The sequence below is a fragment of the Cedecea neteri genome (assembly GCF_000758325.1).
Classification (GTDB): Bacteria; Pseudomonadota; Gammaproteobacteria; order Enterobacterales; family Enterobacteriaceae; genus Cedecea; species Cedecea neteri_B.
Map to the genome: position 1 here is coordinate 3,356,691 of NZ_CP009459.1, position 17,863 is coordinate 3,374,553.

12 protein-coding genes are annotated in these 17,863 nt (G+C 53.0%); 6 read left to right on the forward strand and 6 right to left on the reverse strand.

Annotated features, from left to right (window positions below; all coding sequences use genetic code 11):
* Positions 1-43 precede the first annotated feature (43 nt).
* The gene (locus tag LH86_RS15740; protein ID WP_039303183.1) at positions 44-997 is read left to right on the forward strand and encodes a GlxA family transcriptional regulator; all 954 of its coding nucleotides are present in this window, start codon (positions 44-46) and stop codon (positions 995-997) included.
* Positions 998-999: 2 nt separating this feature from the next.
* On the opposite strand, the gene LH86_RS15745 is transcribed toward LH86_RS15740, so the two are convergent.
* A complete protein-coding gene (locus tag LH86_RS15745) occupies positions 1,000-3,042 on the reverse strand; it encodes a choline transporter (protein ID WP_039303186.1) in 2,043 nt (680 codons plus the stop codon).
* A 291-nt stretch (positions 3,043-3,333) separates the two neighbouring features.
* On the opposite strand from LH86_RS15745, the gene betI reads away from it, so the two are divergent.
* From betI to pptA, 4 genes are all read left to right on the forward strand, one after another.
* Positions 3,334-3,930, forward strand: coding sequence for a transcriptional regulator BetI (gene betI / locus LH86_RS15750; RefSeq protein WP_039303189.1), 597 nt, complete (start codon positions 3,334-3,336; stop codon positions 3,928-3,930).
* 17 nt (positions 3,931-3,947) lie between these two features.
* Positions 3,948-5,420 (forward strand): betaine-aldehyde dehydrogenase, encoded by a 1,473-nt coding sequence (gene betB, locus LH86_RS15755; RefSeq protein WP_039303192.1) that lies wholly within the window; start codon positions 3,948-3,950, stop codon positions 5,418-5,420.
* A 19-nt stretch (positions 5,421-5,439) separates the two neighbouring features.
* A complete protein-coding gene (gene betA / locus LH86_RS15760; RefSeq protein ID WP_039303195.1) occupies positions 5,440-7,125 on the forward strand; it encodes a choline dehydrogenase in 1,686 nt (561 codons plus the stop codon).
* A gap of 101 nt (positions 7,126-7,226) precedes the next feature.
* Entirely contained in the window at positions 7,227-7,457 is a 231-nt protein-coding gene (pptA, locus tag LH86_RS15765) for a tautomerase PptA (protein ID WP_039293536.1), read from the forward strand.
* Positions 7,458-7,506: 49 nt separating this feature from the next.
* Here pptA and LH86_RS21725 read toward each other — a convergent pair whose 3' ends face one another.
* The 4 genes from LH86_RS21725 to tyrP form a co-directional block, all read right to left on the reverse strand.
* Positions 7,507-10,155 carry an inverse autotransporter beta domain-containing protein gene (locus LH86_RS21725; protein ID WP_081943018.1) on the reverse strand — a complete coding sequence of 883 codons (2,649 nt, stop codon included), beginning with the start codon at positions 10,153-10,155 and terminating at the stop codon, positions 7,507-7,509.
* A gap of 634 nt (positions 10,156-10,789) precedes the next feature.
* A complete protein-coding gene (locus LH86_RS15775; protein WP_039303197.1) occupies positions 10,790-11,887 on the reverse strand; it encodes an ABC transporter substrate-binding protein in 1,098 nt (365 codons plus the stop codon).
* A gap of 1 nt (position 11,888) precedes the next feature.
* Complete coding sequence (locus LH86_RS15780) at positions 11,889-14,030, reverse strand: TonB-dependent siderophore receptor (protein WP_039306255.1); 2,142 nt, start codon at positions 14,028-14,030, stop codon at positions 11,889-11,891.
* A gap of 191 nt (positions 14,031-14,221) precedes the next feature.
* On the reverse strand, positions 14,222-15,433 hold the full coding sequence (gene tyrP / locus LH86_RS15785) for a tyrosine transporter TyrP (protein WP_039303200.1): 1,212 nt from the start codon (positions 15,431-15,433) through the stop codon (positions 14,222-14,224).
* Between the two features lie 246 nt (positions 15,434-15,679).
* On the opposite strand from tyrP, the gene LH86_RS15790 reads away from it, so the two are divergent.
* On the forward strand, positions 15,680-16,789 hold the full coding sequence (locus tag LH86_RS15790; protein WP_039303203.1) for an ABC transporter substrate-binding protein: 1,110 nt from the start codon (positions 15,680-15,682) through the stop codon (positions 16,787-16,789).
* Between the two features lie 51 nt (positions 16,790-16,840).
* Here LH86_RS15790 and LH86_RS15795 read toward each other — a convergent pair whose 3' ends face one another.
* The gene (locus tag LH86_RS15795) at positions 16,841-17,818 is read right to left on the reverse strand and encodes a saccharopine dehydrogenase NADP-binding domain-containing protein (RefSeq protein WP_039303206.1); all 978 of its coding nucleotides are present in this window, start codon (positions 17,816-17,818) and stop codon (positions 16,841-16,843) included.
* Positions 17,819-17,863: the final 45 nt, after the last annotated feature.

The window sequence follows — 17,863 nt, forward strand, 5'->3', positions numbered from 1 at the left end:
ACGATTTAGGACTTATGCCGCACTTCGCGACGTGGAGAAAAGAATGGCGCATCAAATCCTGATCCTGGCGGTGCCGGGCGTTCAGCTGCTGGATGTTTCCGGGCCGCTGGACGTTTTTGCGGAAGCAAATCGCGTACTGCATCGCGAAGTTTATCAGCCTCGGATTATTGCGCTGGAAGCCCCGACGATTGTCGCTTCTTCCGGTGTGAAAATGCTGGCTGACGATGTGCTTGAAACGGCAGTTAGCGGGCGTGAAACCACCTTTCTGATTGCCGGTGCGCCGGATGCAGCAGACAGAACGCTTAGCCCTGAACAGTGCGAAAAAATGACCACGCTTTGTGCTCAAGGCCGCCGCTTTGGCTCCGTCTGTACCGGCGCGCTTTTGCTGGCACAAACCGGCTTATTGCAAGGCAGAAAAGTGACTACGCACTGGTCAGCTGCATCGCTTTTAGCTGCCCGTTACCCCGACACGGAAGTGACCGCCGATGCGCTGTATGTCATGGACGGGGCATTACGCACGGCGGCAGGCGTGACTTCCGGGCTGGATCTCGCCCTCAGGCTGGTGGAAGAGGATCTGGGCCGGGAAGTCGCGCAGGACGTCGCGTCTAATCTGGTGATGTTCTTCAAGCGTCCAGTGAACCAGAACCATTTCATCCGTGAGCAGAAAACCTCACTCAGCGGCCGCAGCGCGCTACAGGATCTCCAGCGCTGGACCATCGCCAACATTGCTGAAGTGACCACGGTGCAGCAAATGGCGGCCCACATTCACCTCAGCGTGCGGCATTTAACCCGCCTGTTTCATCAGGAAATGCAGATCACGCCGGGCGACTGGCTGGAAGCAGAAAAGGTGGCGAAGGCGAGACAGTTGCTGGAGTCCGGCGAGCTGCCGGTGAAGGCGATACCCGCCGTCAGCGGGTTTTCCGGAGTGGACACGCTGCGGCGGGCCTTCGTGCGCCGAATGGGCATCACGCCCGCCGCGTATAAGAAGATGTGCTAACGCTACACGTTCGGGAACGTAATGCTGTTGCCCGGCGCTTCGCGGTGCAGGTGAATAAAGTTCAGGTGGCGTTCGTACTGATCGAGAATGTCGATAATCACCTGTTCTTTGCTGTAGTCCATCAAATCGTTGCCCTGGCTGCCTTCGAGCAGGAAGGTTTCCAGCCGATAATAGGTGGATTTACCGCTGCGGGCGCGGTAGGTAAAGCCCGGCACCGAATACTTCTGCGGCCAGATCTGGTAGACAAAGTTCTGTTCGTCGCCCATATGCACCCGCAGCTCCAGGTGCCCCAGCTTCTCCTCCGGGAGCGGCGGCTCAACGGTAAGCTCCACCTTCGCGCCGCGCAGTTCCAGCTCCTGAGAAACCTCTTCCATTGCCGGGTAGCAAACGGTGTCCATCATCTTCTGCGTGTAGCGCGTGCCTGGGTAGTTCATCAGGCGCGACAGACGTTTTTTCCAGCCAAGACGATCCTGCGCGGTCATCATGTAAGGCGCGGTATCGCGACTGGCGCTGACGCGGCGGTAATCTTCTATTTTCAGCGATTTATACAGCCCAGCCATCACAAAGAAAATCACGAAGCTGAACGGCAGCCCCATAATCACCGTCATGTTCTGCAGCGCGGAAATGCCGTTGGTCATCAGCATCCCCATGGTCAGCAGGCCGATCGCAATGGACCAGAAAATACGCAACCAGTTGGGCGCATCGCTGTTGATGTCCTTCAGCTTAGAGGTGAAATTCCCCAGCACCAGCGCGCCGGAATCCGCGGACGTGACGTAGAACAGCAGGCCGGTGATCGTCGCCACCGAAGCGCTGAAGGTAAAGCCGGGATACTGCGCCAGCAGACTGTAAAAGCCGCGTTCCGGGTGCGCCATGGCTTCTTGGGCAAAGGTGCCGTCGCCGTGAATGATCTCGTACAGCGCGCTGTTGCCGAACACCGAAAGCCACAGCAGGGTAAAGGTAAACGGAATAATTAGCGTCCCCAGCACAAACTCACGAATGGTACGGCCACGGGAAATACGCGCCAGGAACAGGCCGACAAACGGCGACCACGCCACCCACCAGGCCCAGAAGAACAGGGTCCAGTTGTTCATCCATTCCACCGGGCGGTCGAACGCGAAGCTGTTTAGCGTCATGCCCATAAAGCGATTGATGTAATCGCCCACGTTCAGCACCAGCGCGTTCAGCAGGAATTCGGTATTGCCCATAAACAGCACGAACAGGATCAGGCCCAGCGCCAGCGCCACGTTCAGTTCGGAAAGCACCCGAATACCTTTATCCACGCCGGAGGTGACCGAAATAGTGGCGATAATCACCGACAGGACGATCAGCGCCGCTTTGGCCCCCAGGCTGTCCGGGATATCAAACAGCACGCTCAGCCCGTAGTTCAGCTGTACAACGCCGATCCCCAGCGTCGTGGCGATGCCGAAAATGGTGCCGATCACCGCCGCGATATCCACCGTGTGGCCAATCGGGCCATTGATTTTTTTGCCAAAAATAGGGTACAGCGCCGAGCGAATCGTCAGCGGCAGATTATAGCGGTAGCTGAAATAGCCCAGCGCGATACCCATTAGTGCATACATCGACCAGCCGGTCAGGCCGTAGTGGAACAGCGTCCAGACCATCGCCTGGCGCGCCGCTTCAATGGTTTGCCCGGCACCTTCCGGCGGCTGCATATATTGCGTCACCGGTTCGGCCACGGAGAAGAACATCAGGTCGATGCCTATCCCGGCGGCAAACAGCATCGCCGCCCAGCTCAGCACGCTGAATTCGGGCTTGGACTGTTCCGGACCGAGCTTTATAGAGCCGAAGCGCGAGCAGGCAATAAACACCACGAACACGATGTAGAGTGTGGCGGCAAGCAGGTAGTACCAGCCGAAGCGGGAGGAGACCCAGCTCAGGGTGTGGCTAATCAGATTCGCGGAGAAATCACTGTAGAAGATGGTCATCAGGGAAAAGCACAAAATCAGCCCGGCGGACGTGTAGAACACCACCGGGTTGATTTTGTCTTTTTCACTGGTAGCAGAAGCAGTAACGGGATTCGTCATCGATTACCTCAGGTTAAGTAACGGTGACTACTCAGATGAGCAGTTAAGTTTTTCTTGTGAATGCAGGTGAGATTGTTTTTTAACAATTCCATAATCAATTTATGGTCTTAAATTGTGATATAAAATCAATTCATTGAATTTATTCAAATAAAATCCTCATTTTTATTATTTATAACGTGAGTAACTCGCGGCTTTATTGCCTTTGCGTAACAATTAATACACATTTTATATTGAACGTTCAATCAATAAACGCTTAAATAGATAACAATTATTGATGAATGGAGCAGGGCGATGCCGAAAAAAGGTATGCAGCCGATACGGCGGCGACAGCTGATCGACGCCACGTTAAACGCCATAAATGAGGTCGGCATGCATGATGCCACGGTGGCGCAAATTGCCCGCCGGGCCGGGGTCTCGACCGGCATCATCAGCCACTACTTTCAGGATAAAAATGGCCTGCTGGAGGCCACCATGCGGGACGTCACCGCCCAGCTCCGCGATGCGGTGGTGGGGCGACTGAAAGCTTTGCCGGGGGCTTCTGCCGAGAAACGACTGTGCGCCATCGTGGATGGGAATTTTGACGAGACGCAAACGCACAGCGCAGCGATGAAAGCCTGGCTGGCATTCTGGGCCAGCAGCATGCATCAGCCGATGCTCTACCGATTACAGCAGGTCAGCAGCCGCCGTCTGTTGTCCACGCTCACCGCCGAGTTCAGGCGAGAGCTGCCGCAGGAGGAAGCCAGGCTGGCGGGTTATGGGCTTGCCGCGCTGATAGACGGCCTTTGGCTGCGAGCGGCCTTGAGCGGTAAGCCGTTTGACCGCAAAGCGGCGAGCGTGCTGACCACGCAATTTATCAACCAGCACCTGGTTGCTGCGGTGAAAACCTAATTTAGCGAGGAGAAAATATGTCCCGATTTGGTGAACAAAAGCTCTATATCGACGGCGCTTACGTGAATGCGCTCAGCGGTAAAACGTTCGAAACCATCAACCCGGCTAACGGCGAAGTGCTGGCGGTCGTTCATGCCGCAGGCCAGCAAGACGTTGACCGCGCCGTGGCAGCAGCGAAGAAAGGGCAGAAAATATGGGCAGCAAAAACGCCCGTTGAGCGTGCACGCATTTTGCGCCGCGCGGTCGATATTCTGCGCGAGCGTAACGATGAACTGGCCGAGCTGGAAACGCTCGATACCGGCAAAGCCTTCAGCGAAACCTCCAGCGTGGACATCGCCACCGGCGCGGACGTGCTGGAATATTACGCCGGGCTGACAACTACCCTGGAAGGCCAGCAGATCCCGCTACGTGATACCTCATTCGTATACACCCGCCTGGAGCCGTTGGGCGTTGTGGCCGGGATCGGCGCGTGGAATTACCCGATTCAGATTGCGCTTTGGAAATCTGCCCCTGCGCTGGCGGCGGGCAATGCGATGATCTTTAAACCGAGCGAAGTCACGCCGCTTACCGCGCTTAAGCTCGCCGAAATCTACACCGAAGCCGGACTGCCGGACGGCGTCTTTAGTGTGCTGCCAGGCGTTGGCGCAGAAACCGGCCAACTGCTGACGGAACACCCTGGCATCGCCAAAGTTTCCTTCACCGGCGGCGTCGCCAGCGGTAAGAAAGTGATGGCGAATGCCGCAGGCTCCACGCTGAAACAGGTCACGATGGAGCTGGGCGGCAAATCACCGCTGATTATCTTCGACGACGCCGATCTCAACCTGGCGGCGGATATCGCGATGATGGCCAACTTCTACAGCTCCGGCCAGGTCTGCACCAATGGCACGCGCGTATTTATTCCTGCGGCGCTGAAAGCTGAATTTGAACAGAAAATTGTGGCGCGCGTGGGCCGCATTCGCGCAGGCAACGTGATGGATCCGCAAACCAACTTTGGCCCGCTGGTCAGCTTCCCGCACCGTGAAAACGTTCTGCGCTATATCGAGTCCGGCCGAGAAGAGGGCGCAACGCTGCTGTGCGGTGGCGACAAACTGCGTGGAGAAGGGTTTGATCACGGCGCCTGGGTTGCGCCTACGGTATTCACCGACTGCCGCGATGAGATGAAAATCGTTCGCGAAGAGATCTTCGGGCCGGTGATGTCGATCCTGAGCTACGAATCAGAAGAGGAAGTGATTCGCCGCGCCAACGACACGGATTACGGCCTGGCGGCTGGCGTGGTCACCAACGACCTCACTCGTGCGCACCGCGTTATCCATCAGCTTGAAGCAGGTATTTGCTGGATCAATTCGTGGGGCGAATCTGCGGCAGAAATGCCGGTCGGCGGCTACAAGCATTCCGGCATTGGCCGCGAAAACGGCCTGATGACGCTGCAAAGCTATACGCAAGTTAAGTCAATCCAACTGGAGATGGGCACTTATCACTCAATCTTTTAATCCCACCTGAGGAGGATGAATGGAATTTGATTACATCATTATTGGAGCAGGTTCCGCAGGTAATGTTTTAGCTGCACGTTTAACGGAAGATCCCGATACAACCGTCTTGCTGCTTGAAGCGGGCGGCCCGGACTACCGCTTTGATTTTCGCACCCAAATGCCCGCGGCGCTGGCATTCCCGCTGCAGGGCAAGCGCTACAACTGGGCCTATGAAACCGACCCCGAGCCGTTTATGAATCACCGCCGTATGGAGTGCGGGCGAGGCAAAGGGCTGGGCGGCTCATCCCTGATTAACGGCATGTGCTACATCCGTGGGAACGCGATGGATCTCGACAACTGGGCGTCGATGCCGGGCCTGGAGAGCTGGAGCTATCTGGATTGCCTGCCGTACTACCGCAAAGCGGAAACCCGCGATATCGGCCCGAATGATTACCACGGCGGCGAAGGCCCGGTGTCCGTCACCACGCCGAAGCAGGGCAATAATCCGCTGTTTCACGCGATGATCGAAGCGGGCGTAGAAGCAGGGTATCCGCGTACCGACGATCTGAACGGCTATCAGCAGGAAGGTTTTGGGCCGATGGACCGCACCGTGACGCCAAAAGGCCGTCGTGCCAGCACCGCTCGCGGTTATCTCGATGAAGCAAAGCGGCGTGAAAACCTGACTATAGTGACCCATGCAACCACTGACCGCATTATCTTTGATAATTTGCGTGCCGTCGGTGTGGAATACCTGGTGAACGACAGCACGGTGCATTCCGTGGCCAAAGCGCGCAAAGAAGTTCTGCTGAGCGCTGGGGCGATTGCTTCGCCGCAAATTCTGCAGCGCTCTGGGGTGGGCGATGCAGAATTACTGGCGAGCCTTGAAATCCCTGTTGTTCACGACCTGCCGGGCGTGGGCGAGAACCTGCAGGATCACCTTGAAATGTACCTGCAGTACGAATGCAAAGAGCCGGTATCGCTTTACCCGGCGCTGCAATGGTACAACCAGCCAAAAATCGGTGCAGAGTGGCTGTTCAACGGCACCGGCGTGGGCGCGAGCAACCAGTTTGAAGCGGGGGGCTTTATCCGCAGCCGCGAAGAATTTAGCTGGCCGAACATTCAGTATCACTTCCTGCCGGTGGCGATTAACTACAACGGCTCAAACGCGGTGAAAGAGCACGGTTTCCAGTGCCACGTCGGCTCTATGCGTTCCCCAAGCCGGGGCCGCGTGAAGCTGAAATCACGCGACCCGAACGTACACCCGAGTATTCTGTTCAACTATATGTCCCACGAACAGGACTGGCAGGAGTTCCGCGACGCGATTCGTATTACTCGTGAGATCATGCAGCAGCCCGCCCTGGATAAATACCGTGGCCGTGAAATCAGCCCAGGCGTTGACTGCCAGACGGACGAACAGCTGGATGAGTTTGTGCGTAATCATGCGGAAACCGCTTTTCACCCGTGCGGCAGCTGTAAAATGGGGCACGATGAAATGGCCGTGGTGGATGAGCAGGGCCGGGTTCACGGCCTGCAGGGGCTACGCGTGGTGGATGCTTCCATCATGCCGCAGATTATTACCGGCAACCTGAACGCCACTACCATTATGATCGGCGAAAAAATTGCCGATGCGATTCGCGGCAAAGCGCCGCTGCCGCGCAGTACTGCCAGCTATTACAAAGCGGAACTGTCGCCGGTCAGGAAAGCGCCGGTGCGAAAAATCCAGTAACTCTTAAAGGCCAGCAAAACTGGCCTTTCTTCTCCCCGCCGCTTGCCCGATCCCCCTGTGAAGCAGTAAAACTACTGTTCAACAAAAAAAGGAGAATCACCGTGCCGCATATCGAAATCAAATGTTTCCCTCGTGAGCTGACTGAAGAGCAAAAACAAGCTGTTGCCAGCGAAATGTGTGATGTGCTGAAAAAGCACTTCGGCTCGAAGGACGAATCGCTGTCCGTGGCGCTGAAAATGATCGATCAGGCGAACTGGAAAGCCGAAGTGTGGGATACGCAGATTGCGCCCGAGATGGATTCGCTGCTGAAAAAGCCGGGTTACAGCCTTTAAATAATTTTAGTGGGTTAGAACGCCCTCGAATACAGAGGGCGTTAAAGTTTTATAATGATTTAATACAAATGTAGCCTGTTCCGAATAGGTTCTCGTAATGCCCCACTGACCCGTAAGCGGACAGGCTTACGATATAGTGATTATCTCTATCAAATTCTTCTGATGTCCAGACTGTACCTCTGGAAATTGCACCAGAATATTGGAATATATTTCCCCATTCACTCAAGAGACTAGGCTTTCCATTAAGCTGTTCTATCGTTGGCAGACCAGAACCTATTTTATTGCAAGAGCTGTTTGCAACAAACCAGTTCCCGGATCCGCCATCGGTGATCCAGCTTTTAAGTGCAAAGCTGTAAGTGATAGTCGAACCGTTACCGTCTTTAGGTTTGGCCGTGATAGTGACTTTGTCTTTGGTGCCTGCGCCAGTGAAGGTGACTTCGCCATCATTGTTCACCGCTACCCATGATGGCGCATCGGATGTCCAGTTAAAATCAGGTGCCTTACCACTCACACTCAGGAAAATTCGGAATTTTGCGCCTTTGAAACCTATGGAAGGAAAGCCTGCATCCACAGCATGAGAAACGAATCCGTTAGAAAAGAGCCTGATTATTTTTATATCTTCATTTATAGAATAGGTTGCGGACTCAATATTTGAATCCCATCCTGTTAGCATTACCTTTGCTGTCAAGTTTATTCCCGTAGTCATGGCCGTATAAAAAGCAGAGTAGGTACCGTCGCCATTGTCCCTCCAGTTGCCGCCTGTCTGTAATCTGGCGTTGGGAACCTGAACTGTTTTATCCGAAAGCGCAGCAGCGAGACCAGCAACAGGATTGTTGACAGCATCCTTCAATGTTACGGTGACTGCAATATTATCGCCAACAAAATAACTCTGCTTGTCCGTTTTTATTTCGGACGTGGTCTGTGATGGGGACGTTTTTATAATGTTAACCGTTGCTGTGGATAATCTTTTACCTTTAACATTGGGTGTTATTGAAATAGTTTCAACGTCAGTGCCGGCAGTGACGTTGATTTCATAAACGCCTGCGTTTTTTTTAATTAAATCTGAAATGACAGCACTTTTTGTTTTCTGTGTGGTAATGGCGATCTCTGATTCAGGCACATCAATAGCCTGGTTGAGGCTGTCTCTGATCGACAGTACCAGCGTTTGTGTGCTTTTACCATCGGCTGGAAGTTCCGTTTCGACCGGATTAAAAGTACTCTGTTCCATGCTGACATCAGGGGCTTGTACCGTAACCTTGGTTTCTGTTTGGTTTGATATATTCCCTTTTTTATCAACGGCTACACCATAAACAAGATAAGTATTGTTTGTTTCGTTACCGGCAATCCACGCGGGCAGTTCGACTACGTAATCAGCGCCATTCTTCACTATACTGCCACCTGCAGAAATGAGGGAAGGTGCTACCCAGTCGATACCAACTAATCCATACTGACTTGTCACGGATACGCCCAGGGGTTTCTGTTCACCGGCATAGCCAGACACTGACTCAACAACCTTGAGAAAAATAGTTTCTTTCTTTCTGTATTCCAGAACGATGTTGTTATTACGTTCAACTAAATCATATCGGCTTCCCGGAATGCTGCGTAATGCATTGACTTCATTAGGGTTTACTTGCCAATGCCACGGAGCGCCCAGTTGATATCTAAAATCAACCCCAATCCGGGTATCATTGTCGCCAGATTTCCCTTGCCGTTGTTCAACATTAAACGTTAGCAAAGGCACAGGTGTGTAATTTATTCCTGCTTTAATGACAAAGGGGTTGTTTTGACGTCGACCTTTTCCAAACAGGCTTACTTCATCCCCGTAATACTGCTCGTAGGTGAGTGTCCCACCTAATTGAGGTAATTTAGGAAACCAGGCCTGCGCCCGAATATCCCATCCATTCGCAGGGCGTTCTTCATAATTTATAATATCCGGAGAGTGTTTCCAGTTTGTTAATCGATGATAGCTATTTATGCCAAACTTAAGATAATCCTTCCAGTACTCCAGGCCAACGCCCATGCGAGCATGATTACGGGATAAATCATAATCAAAGAATGTATTTCCGCCCAACATAAAGCCATCTTTAAACCTGCGATAGCCTACGCCCAGATTAGCCTGGCTACGGTCATCTGAACGATGAATGCTTCCCTGTGAAAAAAGAATGCCGCTCGCTTGTTCGTATAGAGAAACAAGTAAGTCTACCTGAGAATTTTTCAAAGAAAGATTCTTATCAGCATCCAGTTTTACACGGCTTGTACCAAATTGATTGAGCCAGCTTTGAATTTCACTTCCGGCGGCATTTGCCGCCATCCCTTTAGTGAGGGGCACCAAAGTACCACTCTTTAGATTACCAAGCGCCGCTCCAGAAACTGAGGCTATATTGGCTATCTTTTGGGCCTGCTTTTCTTCAGACTCCGCTTTATATAACGACTCTGATTGATTTTTAGAGCTATCCCACAGCGATGACGTGGGCACATCAATTTCATCACCTGTAGGTGGCTTTCTTATGTCATCAGAGTTTGGCGTATGGACCTGGGCTTGTATCATTGGGTTGGTTGCAGGGGGTATCAACAGGCGGCTATCATTACTTGCATATACCGAAGTTGATGTAAATATAGCTGTTGCCGGGGCGAGAAAATGAATAATTATAAGCGTTGCAATAGCTTTAGCTGTGCAAAGGGAAGCGAGCGATTTCATTCCATGACTCTCTCTAATTAAAGTTTTATTTTAAATTTTTTCGCTTTTATATTTTTATACTGCCTGTTAGTTGCCCAACGTACAGCGCAGAGTACTTAACCATCTAATCTCTGTTTTTTTGATTCGGATATATTGTTCTGATTGTTCGATAAAACTGAGTGGTGTTAAATAAAGTGAGGTGTTGGCTATTAAATCTGTGACACCAATAGTCATTGACGATTATCAATGCAACAATGGTAAGAAAAATCCTATAAATTTAATAAGTTGGAGCCAGGGATGAAAAATCCATAACGCCGGGTTCTGTGGAGTGTAACAGTAGAAGTAATTCAGCTTAGAACAAAAACATGCATTTAATATGTCATTTATGAGAAATAAAACTATGTCATGTCTTTTTTTATTTTAATTTTTCTTCGAGTTTGTTGGTGTGAATTGTTTTTTGTTATTCAGAAGTTTTAATTATGTGAAAAATATATTTTTATAAGAAGGTGGAGACATATCTTTATTCATTCAGAAAATAGGTATATCTAAGAAGAAATAGAGATATACAACTTCCTGGCTCGGCAGCCGCGCTATCATCTGATTAAAGATACAACTAGTAAAATTGGCGGGTCAGAGCGCCTGACCCGCACACAGGCTACTTCAGTTTCGTCCAGTAAGTGCCAGTTTCCTTCACGGCCAGGAACTGCTGGTTCATCTCATCCAGCGTTTGCTGCGGGTCCATATCCGCGAACAGCTGTGGATGGAAGGTTTTGGCAAAGAATTCAACGTCAAGCAAATGCCACGGCGAGAGGTAGAAGTTATGCCAGACTGCCCAGGCTTTGCCATTCTGGATAGCGTTCAGGTTCGAAATCACTTTCTGCTGGCTAAGCACCTGCGTAAAGCTTTGCTGCGCCTGAGCGGCTGTGACTTCCGACCCCAATTTCAAGCGGCCTGTTTGTTCCGGCCCGGCGCTGCCGGTGGCAATGTAAATATCCGGGTTCACCGTCAGCAGCGCTTCCGGGGAAATCTTGCCGTACACGCCGGGGAAGCGGCTCACGGCAATGTTATCCCCACCGGCAAAGGCCAGCAGATCCGCCAGGTTGCCTCGCCCGACGGTGGTGCAGCAGTCGCTTTTATCCCCTAAATGCAGTTGAAGCATTACCGTAGGCTTCGCGGGTTTAGCCTCAGCCAGGCGTTGGGCAATTTTCGCCATGTGCTGCTGATAGAAGGCGATAAATTTTTCCGTTTTCGGCTGGTCGTTTAGCGCTTCGCCAAGAATACGCAGGCTGGGGACGGTGTTATTCAGCTGATCGACGCGAAAATCAACGTAAATCACCGGAATATGCGCCTGCGTGAGCTGGGTAAGAAAGCTGTCGTGATTGCTCTCTTTTTTGGCGTAGATCGGCAGAATCACCAGGTCCGGATGCAGGGCAATGACCTTCTCCACGCTTATCTGCGAGAAGTTATTGTTGCCGATAATCGGGATGTCTTTGATAGCCGGGAACGCCGCGGTGTAGCGGTTCCAGGTCTGCGGATCCAGGCGTTGCAGATCCGCAGGCCAGCCGACAACGCGCTTCGCAGGATTGCCGTCTTCCACCAGAGCGAGGGTATAAATCATCCGGCTTTCGCCGACGATCACCCGCTGTGGGTTATCCGGCACCTCAACTTTCCGCTGCAGAATATCGGTAATCGTTTTGGCCTGACTGCCGGCGCTTAGCGCCAGCAGAGCCGCGAGTAACAGCGACTTTTTCATCTCAGAAGTCCACGCTGGCGGAGAGATAAGCGGTGCGCGGTTCGCCTTCGATCACGCGCAGGTTACCGGCGCTGGATTCATAGTACTCGCGGTCAAACAGGTTTTTGACGTTCAGCTTCAGCTCGGTATTTTTGCCCAGCAACTTGCTGTCCCAGGCCACAAACGCATCCGCCACGGTGTAAGCCGGCATGGTGAAACTGTTTTCCGGGTCACCCGCGCGGCTGCCGACATAGCGTCCGCCGCCGCCCAGGCGTAATTCACCCGGCAGCCAGGAGAAACGCAGGGTGTGGCTGAGGTAAAGCCCGCCCATCGTCGTCGGGGCGTTCACCAGGCGGTTGCCGACGTTCACCGGATTGACGTTATCTTCCACGATCTCAGTTTTGTCATAGCTGTAGTTCGCCGTCAGGTTCCAGTCCTGGGCAATGTCGCCGTTAAGCTCCAGTTCTGCGCCGGTAGAGCGCGCTTTCGGTATATTGCGGGTCACGCCGTTGATAAAGACCGACATGTCTTTTTCATCAATGCGGTAGAGCGCCAGGCTGCTGGTCAGGCGAGGGGCCATCTGCCATTTCGCGCCCACTTCCCAGGTGGTGCCTTTTTCCGTGGACGCGACGTTGCCGTTGTCGTCCGTTTGCGTGGAAGGAGTGAACGACTTGCTATAGCTGCCGTACAGGGAAACGTCAGGCACGATTTTGTACACCAGGCCCAGCTGCGGCAGGAAGGCGTTGCCTCTGTCTTCCAGCGTGGTTTGCGGATTTACCCAACCGGCGCTGGAGGTCTGCGTATAGCGCTGCAGGCGGCCACCCAGCACGGCAATCCACTGGTCAGTCAGATGAATGCTGTCTTTCGCAAACACGGAGCGGCTGTAGAGATTAGTGCGCAGGTTGCTGTTGGAATCGCTATAGGTGCTGCTGTTGGTGACCGGCGAGACGCCGTACACCGGGTTATACATATTGAAGGTTTTCGTCACCTTCCCACGGTACGAATACTTCTTGTAGGTTTCGTTTTGCTCGTAATCCGCGCCCAGCGTGATGTCGTGGGTCATGCCCAGCAGTTCAGGGCTGCCGCTGATGTCCCAGGACGCATAATCCGTCTGGTGGTTGAAGCCACGGTTAGCATCTGCACGACGTGAAACCAGGCCGCTGTTAGGATCGACCGCCGTGGCGCGCACTTCGTTACTGTCGTAGCGGCGCTGCATCCAGGCGTAGTTCAGGTTCGTTTCCCAGGTGTCATCCAGCTTGTACGAGTAGTTGGTCGTCAGGCGTTTGTTTTTACCCCAGGCGTGGTTGGCGTAATCGTCAATGCGGCGGTTGTAAGGGATATCCAGCGGTTTGCCGTTGATAAACGCCGTGCCGCGGTCATACGGAATGTCGAACTTATATTCCACGTAGCTGATATTGAAAGAGGCTTTGTCGCCGTACCAGCTGAGCGACGGGGCAATCAGCGTGTGTTCGTCGGTGCCGAAATTACGCCAGTAATCTTCATGCTGGCGCTCGGCGACCAGGCGGAAGGCGAAGCCGTTGCCGAGCGGGCCGGTGACGTCAACCATGCCGGAGCCACCGCCGTTGCTGCTGCTGGTGCCGCTAACGTGGGTGTTCCAGGTATACTGCGGTTTCTTGCTGACGAGGTTAATCACGCCGCCGGGGTTCAGGATGCCGTAGAGCAGGGAGGCCGAGCCTTTCAGCACCTCAACATGGTCGATGCTGGAATCCATCGCCAGGCCCTGGTTGCTGCGCACCCCGTCAATAAACACGGAGCCGTCGCTGTTCGAGCCGAACCCGCGTTTGACAAACCCGTCCTCGATGCCGCCGAGAGTATTACTCTGCGTGACGCCGCTGACGAACTTCATCGCGTCATTGACCGAGGTCACCGCGTAGTCGTCAATCACCTGCGGCGTCACCACGCTAACGGACTGTGGGATTTCGCTACGCGGCGTTTTGCTGCGGGAGGCGATGGAGGAGTCATCCTGGGTATAGCTGGTTGGTGAGCCGTCCGGATTAGCGGTAGCGACCACGGTTAAGGTGTCTTCCTTCGGTTTGTCGGCGGCGAAAGCCGGAGCACCAACGATGAAGGTTGAAATGATTAATAATTTTGAATTAACAAGAGCCTGGCGAACAAAAGTGGAACCAAAAGGAATGCGATTCATGATGTTGTTTATCTGAACTGAAACGATTTTATAATGGGAATTGAGATGATAATAACAATAATTAGCATTTACAATATTAACTCTGCTTACATAATTACTGGTTTTATATCCAAAATCCTGAGAATTTAGCGGGGAATTAGCAGAAAAAATGAAGAATGCGGGGCGAATACCCCGCATGAAGATGAAGAACGTTAACCGACTTCCGGCAGCAGGCCGACGGTAATCAAGAACTGAATCACAATCACGGCGATCCCGCAGGCAAAGACCAATGCCAGCAGCGGTTTACCGCCCGCCACGCGCCATGTCGCCTCCGTATGCTGTTTACGGCTTTGCCACACCAGCATCGACGGCACCAGCAGGGCAAGTACCGCCAGCGCAACGCCTGCATAGCCCAGCGCCATCACGAATCCCTGCGGGTAGAACAGCGCAAAAACCAGCGGCGGCAGGAAGGTCATCAGCCCGGTTTGCAGGCGACCAGAAGCTTTCCGGTTGCGGGCAAAGAGATCGCTCAGGTAGTCGAATAAGCCGAGGGAAACCCCGAGGAACGAGGTTGCCAGCGCGAAGTCGGCGAACAGATGAATCGCCAGCTCAACGTGAGGGGTGGCCACCACCTGACGAACAACCTGCAGGAAGCCGTTCAGACCGGAATGTTCCGCCATCAGCCCAGTGAAAGTAGGTGAGTCAATGGCGCCCAGGGTGGCGAGCTGCCAGAAGATATAGGCCACCAGTGGAATGGCGCTGCCGACGATAAATACCCAGCGCAGCTTGCGAATATTGCCGTTCATGTAGCTGACAATGCTCGGCACGCTGCCGTGGAAACCAAACGAGGTAAAGATGACCGGGATGGCGGAAAGCGCCAGGCCTTTCTCAATCGGCAGCGTAAGCAGGTTGGTGTGGTGGATATGCGGCATCATCAGAGCGAGCATCACCACCAGCAGGATGATTTTGGCGCTGAACAGTACGCGGTTAAACATATCGACCATATGGGTGCCGATACAGACAATCCCGCCCGCTACTACGGTAAAGAGCAGTACGCCGGAGGTGGCAGAGATCGAGGTGGACAGCCACTGGCTGAGGCTTGCCGCCAGCAGTTCTCCCGCGCCGCTGATGTAGGCCGCCGTCAGGGCATACATCAGAAACAGCATACTGAACCCCGTTAGCCACTGGCCGGGGCGGCCAAGGTAGCGCCGGGCGAGGGTGCCAAGGCCGGTGTCCGCCGAAACGTGCTGATACACCTCAACCAGCAGCAGCGCGGTGTAGCACATTAATGCCCAAAGGCCGATCAACATCAACAACGTGACGCTAAACCCTACGCCAGCAGACGCCAGCGGCATCGCCAGCATTCCTGCGCCAATTGTGGTTCCCGCCACGATAAAAACACTGCCAAGAGTCCTGTTCTTCACGCTTTCCTCTGATTTTACGAAGAGCTGTATGTCATTATGCCGCGCAGGGTAAGGGAAAAGCGTGGGTGCGTCAAATGAGGGTTACGGGTGGTGTATTGATATGTTTACGATTTTGTTTAAGTTTGTGTGACGTTGTCACGTAATAAAATTAAACCAATCAGTGCTTGCCATGTCGTGGGAAATTAAGGCTTTATTAATATAAATAGTAATAATAACTAATCTCTTTCTCATGGAGAGCATCAATCAATGAAAGCAAATTTGGTCCTGACAGGGTTACTGCTCGCTTCGGCGGGCTGCGGCGCCACCACTTATCCCATCACGGTTACCGATATGGATAACCAGCGTATTACCATCCAGAAAGAACCTCAGCATGTGATCCTGCAGGACGGGCGCGACATTTTGTCTCTGGCCCTGCTTGACCGTGAAGATCCGTTCAAACGCGTTGTGGCCTGGAATAACCTGCCGAAAAAACAGGACACCCAAACCTGGGATGTGCTGAAGCGCAAATGGCCTGAGGCCACCAAAATTATTGATATGGGCTTTAGCGATCAGGGCGAGGTAAACCTTGAGAGCGTGCTGGCGCAGCAGCCGGATATCATGATTGCGCAACTGCGTGCCAAGCCTGCGCTGGAGCAAACCGGCGTTATTAAGTCACTTAAAAAGCTCAATATCCCGGTCGTATTTGTTGACTATGAACTGCACCCGGTAGAGAACACTGCCAACAGCGTGAAGCTGCTGGGCACCGTGCTTAATCAGGAACAACGCGCCAAAGAATACACTGACTATTACCAACAGCACCTGGCCCGCATTAAGCAAGTTGCTGACGGGGTGAAAAACAAGCCTACGGTGTTTATTGAGCCGATCGCCGGTAACACCGAGAACTGCTGCTTTACTCACGGGCATAACGGCTGGGGCGCACTGGTGGAAGCGGTAGGCGGCAAGAACATCGGTTCTAAGCTGTTGCCTGGCAGTGCCGGGTTTGTGTCTATGGAGCAGATCATTGCCATGAAACCAGACGTCTATATCATGTCCGGCTCTAAGCGCCCGAACCCGAGCGTATTGCCGTTTGGCTATGGTGGCACGCCGCAGGAAGTGAACGCGACCTTCAGTAAACTGCTGGCTCGCAACACGTTCCAGAACATCGAGCCGGTAAAAGAAGGCAAGGTGTATGGCGTGTATCACCACTTCTATAATCACCCGTACAACATCATCGGGATGGAAATTTTAGCCAAAGACCTGTACCCGCAAAAACTGCAGGATCTTGACCCAACGGCGGACTATCACCAGATAATCACGCAGTTCACGCAGATCCCTGACGATCCTATTCTGCTGAGCTACGCCTACAAAAAGCCGTGATTTAAAGAACACTGCAATAACTAAACCCGCCAAATGGCGGGTTTTACTTTATCAGTCTCGGAAAACGCCGATGCCCGCGCCTTTCATTTGCAGTAGCGCCTCGGCCATGTCCAGCAGCGTCTCGGCGGCAAGCAGGCCATCTTTTTCACTTTTCAGCATCGCTTTAATCACCGTCAGTACGCCAAAGGCGGTCATATGCGCCTGTCCGCGTGGGTCAGAGGCAATCACGCGCTTACTGACATGCTCACCAGCGCAATCCGTGCCGATAATATCAACGTACAGATCAATAGACGGCTTGCCGCACTGGTGCATACCCATTGAAGTGCCCGCCGCGATATCCAGCCTGACAGAACTCGCGTGAGTCATGGCCGCCACCGCAGTAACATCCAGAATGCTGAACGGCACACCCTGAATCACTTCGCCATTCTGGAGAGTGATATCCCGGGGAATGGATGAATATGTCCAGCTGCCTGAATCCCGAATCAGCGCGGGAGCTAGCTCGTTGCCTAATTCACTGCTGGAAAGTTCTCCCAGGGGATCGGCTGGGTCATGAAGGGCGGAAAGCTGCACGCTATCAATCACGCTAAAATCAGCGGCAAGCAGGCTCACCAACGGTAAAAACAGGCCCGCCTCGTAATAGCCCAGCGGCACAACGGGCTGAGTTGGCTGATAGCGCTGAGTTAAATTCAGCAGCGGCAAAATAGCGTCACCCGTTGCCTGGGTAATATTGATGAAAGCGATATTATTTTTGATAGCAAACTCCGCCAGCAGGTTCTTAGGATCTGGCACGGCGGCAATAATCAGCTGCGCGGTAGCGGCCTGCTCAGGTACCTCCGTTCCAGTAAGATCAATACACGCCAGGCTCGCTAATCCCTGTTGCTCGATAAGCTTCGCGCCTTTGGCCGGATTGCGCCCGGCAATCACCAGTTCAACGGCAGGAAAATGCTCACGAATCTGGCCGGCGATAGCTGACCCAATCATGCCGTAGCCACCGGCGATAAAGACTTTTTCTAACTTAATGTTTTTCATCTTAAAACCTCGTCATCGGGGATAAATAATGCGATGGCGAGACTT